The 14,616-nt window shown below is 62.7% G+C and carries 12 protein-coding genes; 10 read left to right on the forward strand and 2 right to left on the reverse strand.

Features of this window, described 5'->3' with window-relative positions:
- The first annotated feature begins 31 nt into the window (after positions 1–31).
- The 5 genes from trxA to HPQ62_RS19530 all read left to right on the forward strand — a co-directional run bounded on the left by trxA (position 32) and on the right by HPQ62_RS19530 (position 5,205).
- Complete coding sequence (gene trxA, locus HPQ62_RS19510) at positions 32–355, forward strand: thioredoxin (RefSeq protein WP_174804270.1); 324 nt, start codon at positions 32–34, stop codon at positions 353–355.
- A 130-nt stretch (positions 356–485) separates the two neighbouring features.
- Positions 486–2,045: an OpgD/OpgG family glucan biosynthesis protein gene (locus HPQ62_RS19515; RefSeq protein ID WP_174804271.1), complete on the forward strand. Its 1,560-nt coding sequence runs from the start codon at positions 486–488 to the stop codon at positions 2,043–2,045.
- Positions 2,046–2,249: 204 nt separating this feature from the next.
- The gene (rlmN, locus tag HPQ62_RS19520) at positions 2,250–3,479 is read left to right on the forward strand and encodes a dual-specificity RNA methyltransferase RlmN (protein ID WP_174804272.1); all 1,230 of its coding nucleotides are present in this window, start codon (positions 2,250–2,252) and stop codon (positions 3,477–3,479) included.
- Positions 3,480–3,607: 128 nt separating this feature from the next.
- Positions 3,608–3,961: a YciI family protein gene (locus tag HPQ62_RS19525; protein ID WP_174804273.1), complete on the forward strand. Its 354-nt coding sequence runs from the start codon at positions 3,608–3,610 to the stop codon at positions 3,959–3,961.
- Positions 3,958–5,205 carry an RNA polymerase sigma factor gene (locus tag HPQ62_RS19530; RefSeq protein ID WP_342343739.1) on the forward strand — a complete coding sequence of 416 codons (1,248 nt, stop codon included), beginning with the start codon at positions 3,958–3,960 and terminating at the stop codon, positions 5,203–5,205. Before HPQ62_RS19525 ends, HPQ62_RS19530 begins: the two co-directional genes overlap by 4 nt.
- A 6-nt stretch (positions 5,206–5,211) precedes the next feature.
- On the opposite strand, the gene HPQ62_RS19535 is transcribed toward HPQ62_RS19530, so the two are convergent.
- Complete coding sequence (locus HPQ62_RS19535) at positions 5,212–5,862, reverse strand: LysE family translocator (RefSeq protein ID WP_174804288.1); 651 nt, start codon at positions 5,860–5,862, stop codon at positions 5,212–5,214.
- A 147-nt stretch (positions 5,863–6,009) separates the two neighbouring features.
- Here HPQ62_RS19535 and HPQ62_RS19540 point away from each other — a divergent pair, with 147 nt between their 5' ends.
- The 5 genes from HPQ62_RS19540 (at position 6,010) to HPQ62_RS19560 (ending at position 13,618) form a co-directional block, all read left to right on the forward strand.
- Positions 6,010–6,975 carry a phosphoribosylaminoimidazolesuccinocarboxamide synthase gene (locus tag HPQ62_RS19540; protein WP_174804274.1) on the forward strand — a complete coding sequence of 322 codons (966 nt, stop codon included), beginning with the start codon at positions 6,010–6,012 and terminating at the stop codon, positions 6,973–6,975.
- Entirely contained in the window at positions 6,975–7,577 is a 603-nt protein-coding gene (locus HPQ62_RS19545) for a TetR family transcriptional regulator (RefSeq protein ID WP_244629784.1), read from the forward strand. The genes HPQ62_RS19540 and HPQ62_RS19545 overlap by 1 nt, the downstream gene beginning before the upstream one ends.
- A gap of 146 nt (positions 7,578–7,723) precedes the next feature.
- Positions 7,724–8,947, forward strand: a complete 1,224-nt coding sequence (locus tag HPQ62_RS19550) for an efflux RND transporter periplasmic adaptor subunit (protein ID WP_174804276.1) — start codon at positions 7,724–7,726, stop codon at positions 8,945–8,947.
- Positions 8,948–8,994: 47 nt separating this feature from the next.
- Positions 8,995–12,123 carry a multidrug efflux RND transporter permease subunit gene (locus HPQ62_RS19555; RefSeq protein WP_174804277.1) on the forward strand — a complete coding sequence of 1,043 codons (3,129 nt, stop codon included), beginning with the start codon at positions 8,995–8,997 and terminating at the stop codon, positions 12,121–12,123.
- Between the two features lie 97 nt (positions 12,124–12,220).
- Positions 12,221–13,618, forward strand: coding sequence for an efflux transporter outer membrane subunit (locus HPQ62_RS19560; RefSeq protein ID WP_174804278.1), 1,398 nt, complete (start codon positions 12,221–12,223; stop codon positions 13,616–13,618).
- A gap of 39 nt (positions 13,619–13,657) precedes the next feature.
- Here the strand turns inward: HPQ62_RS19560 and HPQ62_RS19565 are convergent, their stop codons facing one another.
- Entirely contained in the window at positions 13,658–14,614 is a 957-nt protein-coding gene (locus HPQ62_RS19565; RefSeq protein WP_174804279.1) for a P1 family peptidase, read from the reverse strand.
- Positions 14,615–14,616 lie beyond the last annotated feature (2 nt).

A 14,616-nucleotide genomic window follows, 5' to 3' on the forward strand; every position in this document is an offset into this window, starting at 1 on the left:
GCGTCGCTCTAAAAGCAAGGAGTTTTTCGAAATGACGACAGTCAAGGTCAATAGCGCCAACTTCAAGCAGGAAGTGCTTGAATCCGCCGAACCCGTCGTGGTCGATTTCTGGGCCGAGTGGTGCGGTCCGTGCCGCATGATCGGTCCGAGCCTCGAGGAGATCGCCGAGGAAATGGACGGCAAGGTGAAGATCGCCAAGGTCAATGTCGATGACAATCCGGACCTCGCTGTCCAGTACGGTGTCCGCTCGATCCCGATGCTTGCCATGTTCAAGGGCGGCGAGCTTGCCGACGTCAAGGTCGGCGCTGCGCCCAAGACGGCGCTCTCCACGTGGATTTCCGGCGCAGTCGGCTGAGCCGCGCAACATTTGATGATGATCGAAGCCCGCCATCGTGCGGGCTTTTTTCTGTGGCGAGAGATGGAACCTGTTGCAACTTTCGCCGTTTAGGCGTTCAGGATTACTATTGCCAACCGGAGCTTGCCCCTTGACGACGATCCGTTCTGTTTCGCCCTCTCTTCTCCGCCTCCTCGTGCTTCCCCTCGCGCTGCTGCCCGTTGCCGCCTTCGCTTTCGAGCCCGAACTCGGCCCGGCCAAGCCGTTTTCCTTCGATACGCTGTCCGCAGAGGCGCGCGCGCTGTCCGAAAAGCCGTTCGAGCCCTATCCGGTCCAGATGCCGGAGGCCTTCGAGAAGATTGACTATGACGCCCACTGGAAGATCCGCTTCCGCACCGACCACACTGTCGATGTCGGCGATGCGCCGGTGCAGTTCTTCCATCAGGGACGCTATTTCAAGGAACCGGTGACGATCAATCTCGTCCGGGACGGCGCAGCGCGCGAAGTGGTCTACAACGCCGACTATTTCGACATGCCGGAAGACAGCCCCGCCAAGGCGGTCGAGGACGTTGCCGGCTGGGCCGGCTTCCGAGTGATGCGCCCGGACCTGAAGACCGACTGGATCTCCTTCCTCGGCGCCTCCTATTTCCGCACCGACGGGCCGGAAAAGCAGTACGGTCTTTCCGCCCGCGCGCTGGCGGTCGATACCGGGCTTTCGACGGCGGAGGAATTCCCGCGCTTCACCGCCTTCTATCTCGAAGAAGATGATGCCGCCGATGAAGGCATCGTCATCTATGCGCTGCTCGACAGCAAGAGCGTTGCCGGCGCCTACCGGATCGAGGCGGAAAATGTCGATGGCGAGGGCCAGGTTCTGCATATCCAGAGCCGGCTGTTTTTCCGCGATGCCGTGGAGCGGCTCGGCATTGCGCCGCTGACCTCGATGTACTGGTACTCCGAAACCCACCGCAACATGGCCTTCGACTGGCGTCCGGAAGTCCATGACAGCGACGGTCTGGAAATCGTCACCGGCGCCGGCGAGCAGATCTGGCGGCCGCTCAACAACCCGGACCGCGTGGTGACCTCGAGCTTCTACGACGATAACCCCAAGGGTTTCGGCCTGATCCAGCGCGACCGGAACTTTGACCACTATCTTGATGACGGCGTGTTCTACAATCGCCGTGCCTCTGCCTGGATCACGCCGGAAGGCGACTGGGGCAAGGGCATGGTCCAGCTCGTGGAACTGCCGTCCGATGACGAGATCTACGACAATATCGTCGCCTACTGGCTGCCGGAGGATCTGCCGGAAGCAGGAGACGCGCGCGATTTTGCCTACACGCTTTCCTGGGCCGAGCGTGGTCCGGAAACCGGGGCGCTTGCCGAAACCCAGGCGAGCCGCATCGGCCGTGGCGGCGTGCCCGGCCAGCCGCGTCCTGCCGACCAGATCAAGGTCGTGGTCGAGTTCACCGGCGATCAGGTCGCAGGCCTGACGATGGAAGATGAGGTCAAGCCGGAAGTGTCCGTCGGTCCCGGCGCGGAACTGCTCGATGCCTTTGCGATGCCGATCGTGGGAACCGACGACTGGCGGCTGACCTATGACCTGAAGTTCGACGAGACGGCCGATACCGTCGATGTCCGCGCCTATCTTTCGAAGGATGGCGAGGCGCTGACGGAAACCTGGCTCGGCCAGTTCCACACCGGCCAGTTCAGGTAAAACCGACCCTGCCGGGGCGTGGCTTTCGGGCCGATGCCCCGGCAAGGGATGACTGAACGGCAAAATGGTGCTATAGGCTCGCGCAAACGGGCGGCCCTGATGGTTGCGCCCGATGATTTTTCATAGCTTGTCAGCGGGTTCGCCCTGCCGCCCTTCATGCAGGATCGGGCCGGCGGCGAATGGCCGTGTTGCCGGAGCCAGACCATGTCCGTAGCCGAAATCGATCTCGAAGCGCACCGCGCCAAGCCCCGCGCGGCCTCGTTTGCCGCGCAGGGCAAGACCACACTGATCGGCCTTTCCAAGGCTGAACTGGGAGAGGCGCTGGCATCCATCGGCATTGCCGACAAGCAGATCAAGATGCGCGTCAGCCAGATCTGGAACTGGCTCTATGTGCGCGGCGTCTCCGATTTTGCCGAGATGACCAATGTCGCCAAGGATCTCCGTGCGAAGATGGCCGAGGCCTTCGACATCTCGCGGCCCGAGATCGTCACCGAGCAGATTTCGACCGACGGCACCCGCAAGTGGCTGATCCGCTTTCCCTCCCACGGCGCCGGCAGGCCGGTCGAGATCGAAACGGTCTATATTCCCGAAGAAGATCGCGGCACGCTCTGCATTTCGAGCCAGGTCGGCTGCACGCTGACCTGTTCCTTCTGTCACACCGGCACGCAGCGGCTGGTGCGCAACCTGCGGCCTGAAGAAATTCTCGGCCAGCTTCTGGTTGCCCGCGACGCGCTCGGCGATTTCCCGAACCGCGATGCGCCGAACGGCGCCTTCATCCCGGAATCGGACCGCAAGGTCACCAATGTCGTGATGATGGGCATGGGCGAGCCGCTCTACAATTTCGAGGCGGTCAAGAAAGCGCTGCTGATTGCGTCGGCCGAGGACGGGCTGTCGCTGTCGAAGCGCCGGATCACGCTCTCGACCTCCGGCGTGGTGCCGGAAATCTACCGCACCGGCGACGAGATCGGCTGCATGCTGGCGATCTCGCTCCATGCCGTGCGCGATGATCTGCGCGACATCCTGGTGCCGATCAACAAGAAGTATCCGCTGGAAGAGCTGATCAAGGCCTGCCGCGAATATCCGGGTCTTTCGAACGCCAAGCGCATCACCTTCGAATATGTGATGCTGAAGGACGTCAATGACAGCCTTGCCGATGCCCGCGATCTGGTGAAGCTTCTGAAGGGCGTGCCGGCGAAGATCAACCTGATTCCGTTCAATCCGTGGCCGGGTTCCAATTACCAGTGTTCCGACTGGGAGACGATCGAGCGCTTCGCCGATTTCATCAACCAGGCGGGCTATGCCTCGCCGATCCGCACCCCGCGCGGCCGCGACATTCTCGCCGCCTGCGGCCAGCTCAAGTCGGAATCGGAACGCATGCGCAAGACCGAGCGGCTCGCCTACGAGGCGATGATGATCGCCAACCACGGCGAATAAGCGGGCGCTTCACAAGCTTTCGTTGCAAAGATGAAAAAAATCTGGCGGCAATGTCGATCGGGAGCAATCCCGTTCGTCATCCCGGTGACCCTCCCATGTCGGCGGGGGCACAAGCCAGGAGAATTGCAATGAAATATATCGCGCTGATCTATTCTGCCGAGCAGTCCCTTCCCGAACCGGGCTCGCCCGGCTTTGGCAAGATGATGGCCGGCTATGCCGTCTGCAACGAGACCTACCACAAGGACGGGGTCTATGTGGCGGGCGACGCCCTGCAGCCGACCGCGACCGCGACCACGGTCCGGGTGCGCGGCGGCAAGGTCGAGACCATGGATGGTCCGTTTGCCGAAACCAAGGAGCAGCTCGGCGGCTTCTACATTCTCGATTGCGAGACGCTGGACGAGGCGATCCGCTACGCGGCGATGATCCCGCACGCCGAAAACGGCTCGGTGGAGCTGCGCCCGGTCATGGTCTTCGACCGGTGACGGAGAAGGCTCCGCCGGACGACATCGCCGCGGTCATCGCCCGGCTGGTCCGGGCCGAGCGGGGCCGACTGCTGTCCGTGCTGATCGGCGCGCTGAAGGATTTTCAGCTCGCCGAGGACTGCCTGCAGGATGCGTTCGAGGCGGCGCTGGTGCACTGGCGCCGCTCAGGCCTTCCGCATTCGCCGGAAGGCTGGCTGGTGGCGGTCGCCCGCCGCAAGGCGATCGACCGGCTGCGCCGCGCCGCGAATTTCGCCGGCAAGAGCGACGAGATCGCCTTTCTGCTTGAGAACGCGATGGCCGGGGAGGGAGAAGAAATCGGCGCAATCGCCGACGAGCGGCTGAAACTCGTGTTTATCTGCTGTCATCCCGCGCTTGAGCGCAAGACCGCCGTCGCGCTGACGCTGCGCTCCGTGCTCGGCCTTTCGACGGAAGATGTCGCGGCCGCCTTCCTCGATATGCCGTCGGCCATGGCGCAGCGCCTTGTCCGCGCCCGCCACAAGATCGCCCGCGCCGGAATCGCGTTCGCGGAGCCCGAGCCGGAGGATTTCGCCGACCGGCTTTCGGGCGTGCTCGCCGTCATCTATCTGGCCTTCAACGAGGGCTATGCCGCCTCAGGCGCCGAGCGGCTGAGGGTCGATCTCTGCGAGGAGGCGATCCGGCTTGCGCGGCTGCTCGCCGAACTCGTGCCGGGGGAGGCGGAGATCGAGGGGCTCGTGTCGCTGATGCTGCTGCACCACGCCCGAAGCGACGCCCGCACCGCTGAAGACGGGATGCCGCTGACGCTCGAGGAGCAGGACCGCCGCCGCTGGCGGGCGCACGAGATTGCCGAGGGCACGGCGATCCTCCACCGCGCGCTCCGTCGCGGCCGGCCGGGGCATTACCAGCTCCAGGCCGCGATCGCGGCGCTCCATGCGGAAGCGCCGTCGTTTGCGGAGACCGACTGGCGGCAGATCGAACTGCTCTACCGCGTGCTCGCCGAAGGCAGCGACAATCCCGTGCATGAACTGAACCGGATCGCGGCGCTATCGCATCTGGAGGGGGCGGGGCCTGCGCTTTTGCGGCTGAAGGCGGTGGCGCCGGCGCTGACCGGCTACCAGCCGTTCCACGCGCTGCACGCCGACCTGCTGGCGAAGATCGGCGCGCCCGAGGCGGCCGATGCCTATCGCCGGGCAATCGCGCTCTCTTCTTCGGAGCCGGAGCGCCGTTTCCTTCAGGCCCGGCTCGAGGCCCTGCCGAAACGCTGACATGCGTCAGCGGGCATGGGTCAGCAATATCTTCACCGCAAACAGCGAAAACACCCCGGCAAACAGGTAATCGATGCCGCGCAGGACCCGCTTGTGGGCCGCAAGCCAACCGGAAAGCCGGTGGGCGGCGAGCACGATCGCGATCGTTGGCAGGATCGCGACGACGATGAAGGTGAAGCCGAGGAACAGCAGCTTGCCGGTGACGTTCGGGTCGTTCGGCGTGACGAATTGCGGCAGGAAGGTCATGAAGAAGATGATGACCTTGGGGTTTAAAAGATTGACCCAGAAGCCGTTCAGCATCGCCGCCTTCAGAGAACCGCGCTTGCGCGCAGGCCGGCCCTCTGCCTCCAGCACGAAGTTGTTGCCCTTGCGAATTGCCATCACCGCGATCCAGAGCAGATAGGCCGCGCCCCCGCTCTTCAGGATGAAGAAGGCCGTCGGCGAGGCGATGATCAGCGCCGAGACGCCGAAGGCGACGAGCATGGTGTGGACGCAGATGCCGAGATTGGTGCCGGCGAGCACCATCAGCCCGGCGGCTCGGCCCTCCGACAGCGCCTTGTTGATCGACAGCGTCATGTCCGGACCGGGGGTCAGCGCCAGGAGCAGGGTTGCCGCGGAAAATGCCAGGAGAACGGGCAGGGAAGGGATGAAATCCATTGTGTGACCCGAAAGCGACGGCGGAAAGCGCTCGGCCTTCTGCCGTGTCAATGTCGTTGCCGATAAGGTTTACAATCTGTAATGAGGGCTGAGGGACTTGGCAATATCGCGCCTCGCTCCCCGCTCTACCAGCAAGGGGATTTTTTGTTGCGCATTCTCGACGAAGCCTTTTTTCCGGAACTGCCGAATTACTATCGCGGCAAGGTCAGGGAGAATTACGATCTGCCGGACGGCAACCGGATCATCATCACCACCGACCGCATCAGCGCGTTCGACCGGGTGCTGGCGTCGATACCGCACAAGGGCGCAATCCTCACGCAGATCGCACGGTTCTGGTTCGAGGAAACCGCAGACATCGCCGCAAACCATGTGGTCGCCTATCCGGACCCGAATGTGGTTGTGGGCAAGCGGCTCGAGATCCTGCCGGTCGAGATCATCGTGCGCGGCTATCTCGCCGGCACCACCGATACCTCGATCCTGACGCGCTACAAGCGTGGCGAGCGGAAGATCTACGGCATCGATTTTGCCGATGGCATGCGCGACAACGAGGCGCTTCCCGCGCCGATCATAACGCCGACCAGCAAGGCCTTCGACGGCGGTCATGACGAGCCGTTGACGGCGGAAGAGATCGTCGAAAAGGGGCTGTTGTCCGAGGCCGAATGGGATGCCGTTTCCTCCATGGCGCTGAAGCTCTTTGCCCGCGGCCAGGAGATTGCGGCAAGCCGTGGGCTGATCCTTGCCGACACCAAATATGAATTCGGCAGGGATGGCGACGGCAATATTCTGGTCGCCGATGAAATTCATACGCCTGATTCGAGCCGTTACTGGATGGCGGAAAGCTATCAGCGTCATTTTGCGGCTGGGGAACGTCCGGAAAGCTTCGACAAGGATTTCATCCGCTCCTGGGTGGTGGCGCGGTGCGACCCCTACAAGGATCCTATCCCGGAGATTCCGGCCGATGTCGTTCTGGCGGCCTCCGAAGTCTATGCCCAGGCGTTCGCGATGATCACCGGCAAGCGGTTCATCCCGGATGACAGCGGCGATAGCGTCAAGGCGCGCATACGCGCCAATCTCAGCGCATATTATCCCGAGGGAAACTGGAGCGCGGCGTGATGCGCAGACAAAGGCGAACCGGCGAGGAGACGCGTGAGGCGATACTTGCGACGTCCGAACGCCTTTTCCGCGAACGCGGCTTTGCGGCGGTATCGATCGCCGATATTGCCGCCGAGCTCGGCATGTCGCCTGCCAATGTTTTCAAGCACTTCAAGAGCAAGCTGACGCTTGGACGCACGATTGCCTACCGGCATGCCCGCAGGATGGCCGAGCGCTGCGGCATCGAGGATTCCTCCGCGCCGGCCGACCAGAAGCTGACGGTTTTTCTGGCAAGGCTCGCGCAAGAGCATGTCCGCGACAAGCTGGAGAATCAGTATCTTTTCGACATGATCCCGCTGGTCCTCGAGGATCCCGCCAAGGGCGGACGAATCTACCGCCGACTGGTCGAGGACAAGCTCACAGCGCTGATTGCCGAAGGTATGGCAGCCGGAATCTACCGTCCGGGCACGCCGGAGCAGGATGCCGTTGCGGTGGTGGACATGCTGGCCTGTGTGCTCCATCCAAAGATGATGACGTGCATAGAGCCTACGTCCCTCTCCGAAAAGTCCGCACACATCATCGCCCTCATTGACGCGGGATTGAAATATCACGTTGCCAAGTGATGATTTCTGATATACGTCACTAAAGCCTTTAAAGGGCAGCTCGGCCCAATTCGCGTCGCATGTGTGGCAGATATGTTGTTTCCTGCCATGTTTAGATTGTGTTAAGGGTTTGACCATTGATCATTTTCTATTCTGGATAGGTGCCCATGCTGCCGCGCAAGCTTCCCGTCGCTGCCCTTACCGTTCTCGCATTTGCGCTCACTGCTTGCAGCGATGACGGCAAGAAACAACAGGCAGGTCAGATGCCGCCGCCGCCGCAGGTTGGCGTGATCACGCTGACTGAGCAGACGGTCCCGCTGACGACCACGCTGCCGGCGCGTGCGGTTGCCTACCAGTTCGCCGAGATCCGGCCGCAGGTTACCGGCATCATCACCAAGAAGGCCTTCAAGAATGGCGCGCTGGTCAAGGCCGGCGACCTTCTCTACGAGATCGAGCAGGACACCTATCAGGCTGATCTCGCTTCAGCGCAGGCCAATCTGGACAAGGCCAATGCCGCCGTTCCGGGCGCGAAGGAAAATTACGAACGCTACCAGCGCATCGTGAACACTGGCGCCACCGAAATCCAGGTTACCGACGCCAAGACCCAGTATGATGTCGCCCTTGCCGATGTCACCGCTGGCGAAGCTGCCGTCAAGTCGGCGCAGATCAACCTCAATCATACCCAGATCACCGCGCCCTTCGACGGCGTTCTCGGCGTTTCGAACGTTTCGGTCGGCAACCTCGCGTCGCCCACCGCGCAGACCCAGCTCGTCGATCTGAGTCAGCTCGATCCGATCTATGTCGACATGTACGAATCAGCCGGACAGGTGCTGGCTGCTGCCGGCAAATATTCCAATCTGAAGACCGAAGCCGACCTTGCAAAGGTCGATGTCAATGTTCTGCTTGACGATGGCAGTACGTACGGCGTTACCGGCCATCTGGATGTTTCGGCGCGCACGGTCGACGAATCGACCGGCACGGTGAACCTGCGGGCCGTCTTCGACAATCCCGATCACATCCTGCTGCCGGGCATGTTCGTCCGCGCAACGCTGTTGATCGCGGAAGAGCAGGGCTTCCTCATTCCCCAGCGCGCTGCCGAGATCGAACCGGGTGGCAAGGTGACGGCCAAGTTCGTGACCAAGGACAACAAGATCGAGACCCGGGTGTTTGACGAGGTCCAGGTTTCCAATGACTCGTGGGTCGTCACCAAGGGGGTTTCCGACGGCGACCGCCTGGTCGTGGACGGTTTCCAGAGGCTGATCGGCGGCGTCACCGAAGTGACACCGGTACCGGTCACGATCAACGACAAAGGTGTTGTCGTTGACGAGAAGGCAGAATCGGGCTCGGGCGCATCCTCCGGGGCAACCAAGGCCTCAGGCAGCAATGGCTGAGCGTATGGGCACTCACCTGACACGACCACGCGCTCGAGGAATGCTTAATGTCTAACTTCTTCATCAATCGGCCTGTCTTCGCCTGGGTGGTCGCGATCGTGATCATGCTGGTTGGCGGTCTTGGACTGGCAACCCTGCCGATCTCTCAGTATCCGCAGATCGCCCCGACGACGGTGTCGATCACGGCAACCTTCCCCGGCGCCAGCGCGCGAACGGTCGAAACGACGGTGACCAACGTCATCGAGGACGGTCTGACCGGCTTCGATGACATGCTTTATCTGACGTCGACGTCAAGCCCGGGTCTTTCGCAGATCCAGGTGATCTTCGGACCGAATATCGACCCGGAAATCGCGCAGGTCGAAGTTCAGAACAAGTTGCAGCTCGTGCAGCCGCAGCTGCCGGAGATCGTCCGCAGCCTCGGCATCACCGTCGCGCGCTCCTCCGCGAGCTTCCTGATGGTCGTGGCGCTGACCGATCCGACCGGCCAGTACAGCCAGGCCGACCTCGGCAACCTGATCGACAGCCAGATCAACGACAACGTCGCCCGTCTCAACGGCGTCGGCAGCATCCAGGGCTTCTATACGCCATACGCCATGCGCATTTGGCTCGATCCCTTCAAGCTCAACCAGTACAATCTGACGTCGAATGATGTCATCGCCGCGATCCGCGCACAGAACAACCAGGTTGCCGTGGGCGATCTCGGTGATGATCCGTCCGTGCCGGGACAGCAGCTCAATCTGACGGTCGTCTCCTCGAGCCAGCTGCAAACCGCGCCGCAGTTCGAGCAGATCATTCTGAAGACGACGGAAAACGGCGCCACCGTCACGATTTCCGACATCGGCAGCGTCGAGCTCGGACAGAAGTCCTATCAGTTCAACAGTAACTATAACGGCCAGGCGGCAGCCGGCTTCGCGGTCGAGCTTGCCAATGGCGCCAACGCCATCGACACCTCGAAGGGCGTTGTCGACTTCATGAATTCGGTGAAGCCGTCGCTGCCGCAGGGCGTCGACGTCATCTACCCGTATGACACCACGCCGTTCGTGGAACTCTCGATCGAACAGGTGGTCGATACCCTGATCGAGGCGATTATCCTCGTCTTCTTCGTGCTTCTGATCTTCCTGCAGAACCTGCGCGCCACGCTGATCGCGACGCTCGTCGTGCCGGTGGTGCTGCTCGGCGCCTTCGGCGTGCTGGCCTTTGCCGGCTTCTCGATCAACACGCTGACCATGTTCGCCATGGTGCTGGCGATCGGCCTGCTCGTGGACGACGCCATCGTCGTGGTGGAAAACGTCGAACGAATCATGCACGAGGAGGGGCTCCCGCCCAAGGAAGCCACCATCCATTCGATGCAGGAAATCCAGGGCGCGCTGGTCGGCATCGTCATCGTTCTGACGGCGGTGTTCATTCCGATGGCCTTCATCGGCGGTTCCACCGGCATCATCTATCGCCAGTTCTCGGTCACGATCGTCGCGGCCATGATCCTGTCGGTGTTCGTGGCCATGGTGTTCACGCCCGCACTCTGCGCGACGATCCTGAAGCCGGTCGATCCGACCAAGAAGGACCGCGGTCTTTCGGGCATGTTCAACCGCGGCTTCAATGGCCTGACCAACGGCTACAGCCGAACGGTCTCGACCCTGCTGAAATGGCCGCTGATCGTGTTCGCCGTGTTCGCCGTCGTGCTCTTCGGCGTCTATCATTACTTCATGAAGCTTCCGGAATCCTTCCTGCCGGACGAGGACCAGGGCGCGCTTTTCGTCCTGATCAACCTGCCGACGGGTGCCACGACGGAACGCACCGCCGCGGTTTCCGAAGAGGTCACGCGCTATTTCCAGGAACAGGATTCCGTCAATGCCGTGTTCGCGGTTCTCGGGTTCTCCTTCTCGGGGCAGGGCGAGAATTACGGCCTGAGCTTCGTGCAGATGAAGCCGTTCGACGAGCGCAAGAAGGAGTCCGAATCGGCTGCCGCCCTGACCCAGCGCGCCAATGGCTATTTCTACATGAATATCCGTGACGCGCAGGTCTACGTGGTGTCGCCGCCCGCCATCCCGGGTCTCGGCAACTCCACCGGCTGGACCGGTTACGTCGTCGATACCGGCGGCCAGGGCCAGAGCGCTGCCCTCTCGGCGACCGAGCAGATCATCCAGCAGATGAACCAGGCCGGCATTGCCTTCCAGGTCCGTACCGACACGATGGACGCCGAGACGCAGATGATGCTGCAGATCGATGAACAGAAGGCCGGCGCCTATGGGGTGAGCATTTCCGAGGCGACCAGCATGCTGGCGACCATCTATGCCGGTTCGTACATCAACAACTTCACCTTGAGCGACAAGGTCAAGCAGGTCTACGTCCAGGGCGATGCGCCCTACCGTATGCAGCCTGAAGACATCTACCAGTGGTATGCGAAGAATACGCGTGGCGACATGGTGCCTTTCTCGGCCTTCACCGATATCGGCTGGACGACCGGCGCACCGTCGCTCGCCCACTATAACGGCAATACCGCGATCGACATCCAGGGCCAGTCTGCCGCCGGCTACAGCTCGGGCCAGGCCATGGACCAGCTGCTCGATCTCGTGGCTGAAAACCCGGGCGGCTACACCGTCTCCTGGACCAACATGTCGCTGCAGCAGGTGATCTCGGGCAATGAGGCCTCCTATCTCTATGCCGTGTCGATCGTGTTCGTGTTCCTCTGCCTTGCCGCCCTTTATGAAAGCTGGGCCATTCCGTTCTCGGTCATCCTTGCGGTGCCGGTCGGTATTCTCGGCGCGGTCATGGGTGCGCATTTCCTTGGCATGGACAACGACATCTACTTCAAGGTCGGCCTGTTGACGACAATGGGCCTTGCGGCAAAGAACGCGATCCTGATCGTGGAATTTGCCAGGGAGCAGAGTGAGAAGGGTGATTCGCTGTTCGATGCGGCGGTCCATGCCGCGCGGATGCGCCTGCGTCCGATCATCATGACCTCGCTCGCCTTCATTCTCGGCGTTCTGCCGCTGGTCCGCGCAACGGGCGCAGGCTCTGCGGCGCAGAATGCCATCGGTACTGCCGTGTTCTTCGGCATGATCGCCGCCACCACGCTCGGTATCTTCTTCGTGCCGTCCTTCTTCGTTGCCGTATGCAGGCTGTTCCGCATCGGCAACAAGCCGGCGCGCGAGGCAGATGAGCAACAGGTGGTTTAAAAGAAAGTTAACGATATTGCGTCGGGTTCTACCCGGCGCTTCCATAGTAGGCACTTGGCCCGCCTGGCGGTCCAGCCGAAACGACAGGATATTTCAGATGTTGTTGCGCCGTCTTGCACCCGTTTCACTGCTTATGGTTCTGCTGTCCGGCTGCGTCGTCGGACCGGACTACCAGGCCCCACAGGCGCAGTTGCCGGAAAAATTCAGCGAAGGCAGCGCCCAGCCGGTGGGCGACGTGACCGATATCGCCTGGTGGAGCGCCTTCAATGACCCGCTTCTGACCAGCTATGTCCAGCAGGGCATGGCGCAGAACCTGTCGGTTCTGCAGGCGCTGGAGCAGATCGTTCAGGCCGAGACCAATGTGATCACGTCGACGGCGGGCGCCTATCCGCAGGTTAACCTCAATGGCTACGACACCGCCGGCGCTTCCGGCGGAGAGGGCGCCTCGGCGGTCTCGCGCAAGATCACCAATACGGCCGGCGGTTCTGTTCCGGTGTCCTGGATGCTCGATCTCTTCGGTCTTTACGCCCGTTCGGGCGAGGCTGCGCTCGACCAGCTCGACGCGGCCTATGCCAGCGCCGACGTCGCCAAGCTGACGCTGATTTCGAACCTGATCGACGCCTATATCGGTGCGCGCCTCTATCAGGAGCGTCTGGCGATTGCCCGGTCCAACCTTCAGAGCCGGCGCGAAACGCTCCGCCTGACGCAGTTCCAGCTCGATGCTGGCGCAGCCTCGCGGCTCGATGTCGTCCAGTCCGAAGGTCTCGTCAACGCGCAGCTCTCGACGATCCCGCAGCTCGAGGCGAATTATCGCCAGCAGGTCTACGCACTGTCGACGCTGATGGGGCTGCCGGCTGCAACGCTGATCGACCAGATGAACAAGGTCAAGCCGATCCCGGTCGCCAAGGCGCGGCTTTCCTCCGGCGTGCCGGCGGATCTGATCCGAAACCGCCCCGACATCCGCCAGGCCGAGCGCGAGCTTGCCGCCGCAACCGCCAATATCGGCGTCGCCGAGGCGCAGCTCTATCCGTCGATCTCGCTGAGCGGAACGATCCAGGCGAGCGTGTCGGGAAGCTCGCTCGGCAATGCCGGCGTCAGCTCCTGGTCCTTCGGCCCCACCATCAGCCTGCCGATCTTCGATGGCGGTGCATTGCGGGCCAATGTGACGCGCTCCGAATCGGTGGCCCGACAGGCCTACCTCGCCTGGAAGCAGACCGTACTGGACGCCGTGCGTGAAGTGGAATCGGCGCTCGCCACAGCCACGCGCGACGGTCGCACCGTGGCGTCGCTCAGGGCCACCGTCGCCTCCTACCGCGATGCCCTGTCGCTGTCGACCTCGAGCTACAAGGATGGCGCGATCTCGCTCCTCGACGTGCTCGACGCCCAGCGCGCCGTTTCCGATGCGGAAGCCCAGCTCGCCGATGCGATCGCGCAGCAGGCGACGGATTTCGTCGCACTCAACGTCGCGATCGGCGGCGGTTACGCCGCGCAGTAAACCGGTGAGCGGATTGCGCGGCGCATTGATCGCCGCGTCCTAGCCGAACCTGTCTTTCCAGCTTGGAAGCGCTCCCTCCTGCGGGAGCGCTTCTGCTTCGTAGACACCGCGGGCGATGGCGCGGGCCATGGTCGTTGTCGCAAGCAGGCATAGCTCTGCAAAGGCGTCATCGCTGGGGGCCGGCTTTCGTCCCGTTGCGGCGGAAAGCACGGTGTCTCCGTCAAAAGGCAGATGCGCCGGCTGGATGGCGCGGGCAAGCCCGTCATGGGCCATCACGGAAAGCCGGTAGCATTGCTGTTTTGTAAGCCGCGCATCCGTGGCGATCACGCCAATCGTCGTGGCCGTGGTCGGCCCGCCCTTGATTGCGAGGCGGTGAGCGTCGTCGGGAACGGCCTCCGGGAGCCCGCGTCCGCCGAATTCCCCGTCACGCTCCAGCACGCCCGCCCAGAAATGCGGGGCGTGGCCCATGGTGACGCTGCCCATCGCGTTGACCGCGGCAAGCGCGCCGACGGTGTAGCCGGATGCGGTCCTGGCGCTTGCCGATCCGATGCCGCCCTTCAGGTTCACCGTCGTTGCGCCCGTGCCGGCGCCGACCGTGCCGAGCGCAAAGGCGCCTGGCCGGGCGCTGAGATAGGCCTGGTAGCCGAGATCGCGGTAGGGAGCATGGAGACCCCAATCCTTGTTGCCGCCATTCAGGAGGTCCATCAGGATCGCACAGGGCACGATCGGAATCAGAGCCGGGCCGATTTGCAGCCCGCGTCCATCCGCGCGTAGCCCGGATTGCACACCGCCCGCGGCATCAAGGCCGAAGGCCGATCCGCCTGAGAGAACGAAGGCATCGACGGCCTCCACGGTTCGTGCAGGGTCGAGAAGCATCTGGTCGCGGCTTCCCGGAGCGCCGCCGAGTGCGAGGCCGGACGCGATGGCGGGTGTTTCGAAGACGATCGCGGTGACGCCGGATGCGAGGTTGAGATCGTCGGCATGGCCGACGCGAATGC

This window comes from Martelella limonii, assembly GCF_013344475.1.
In the GTDB taxonomy this organism is placed as follows: Bacteria; Pseudomonadota; Alphaproteobacteria; order Rhizobiales; family Rhizobiaceae; genus Martelella; species Martelella limonii.

What these genes read in the sequence shown, in the direction of transcription:
- HPQ62_RS19550 (WP_174804276.1), top strand. Translation starts at nt 7,724, where the DNA reads ATGCTGCCGCGCAAGCTTCCCGTCGCTGCCCTTACCGTTCTCGCATTT.
- rlmN (WP_174804272.1), top strand. Translation starts at nt 2,250, where the DNA reads ATGTCCGTAGCCGAAATCGATCTCGAAGCGCACCGCGCCAAGCCCCGC.
- HPQ62_RS19535 (WP_174804288.1), bottom strand. Translation starts at nt 5,862, where the DNA reads ATGGATTTCATCCCTTCCCTGCCCGTTCTCCTGGCATTTTCCGCGGCA.
- HPQ62_RS19560 (WP_174804278.1), top strand. Translation starts at nt 12,221, where the DNA reads ATGTTGTTGCGCCGTCTTGCACCCGTTTCACTGCTTATGGTTCTGCTG.
- trxA (WP_174804270.1), top strand. Translation starts at nt 32, where the DNA reads ATGACGACAGTCAAGGTCAATAGCGCCAACTTCAAGCAGGAAGTGCTT.
- HPQ62_RS19545 (WP_244629784.1), top strand. Translation starts at nt 6,975, where the DNA reads ATGCGCAGACAAAGGCGAACCGGCGAGGAGACGCGTGAGGCGATACTT.
- HPQ62_RS19525 (WP_174804273.1), top strand. Translation starts at nt 3,608, where the DNA reads ATGAAATATATCGCGCTGATCTATTCTGCCGAGCAGTCCCTTCCCGAA.
- HPQ62_RS19555 (WP_174804277.1), top strand. Translation starts at nt 8,995, where the DNA reads ATGTCTAACTTCTTCATCAATCGGCCTGTCTTCGCCTGGGTGGTCGCG.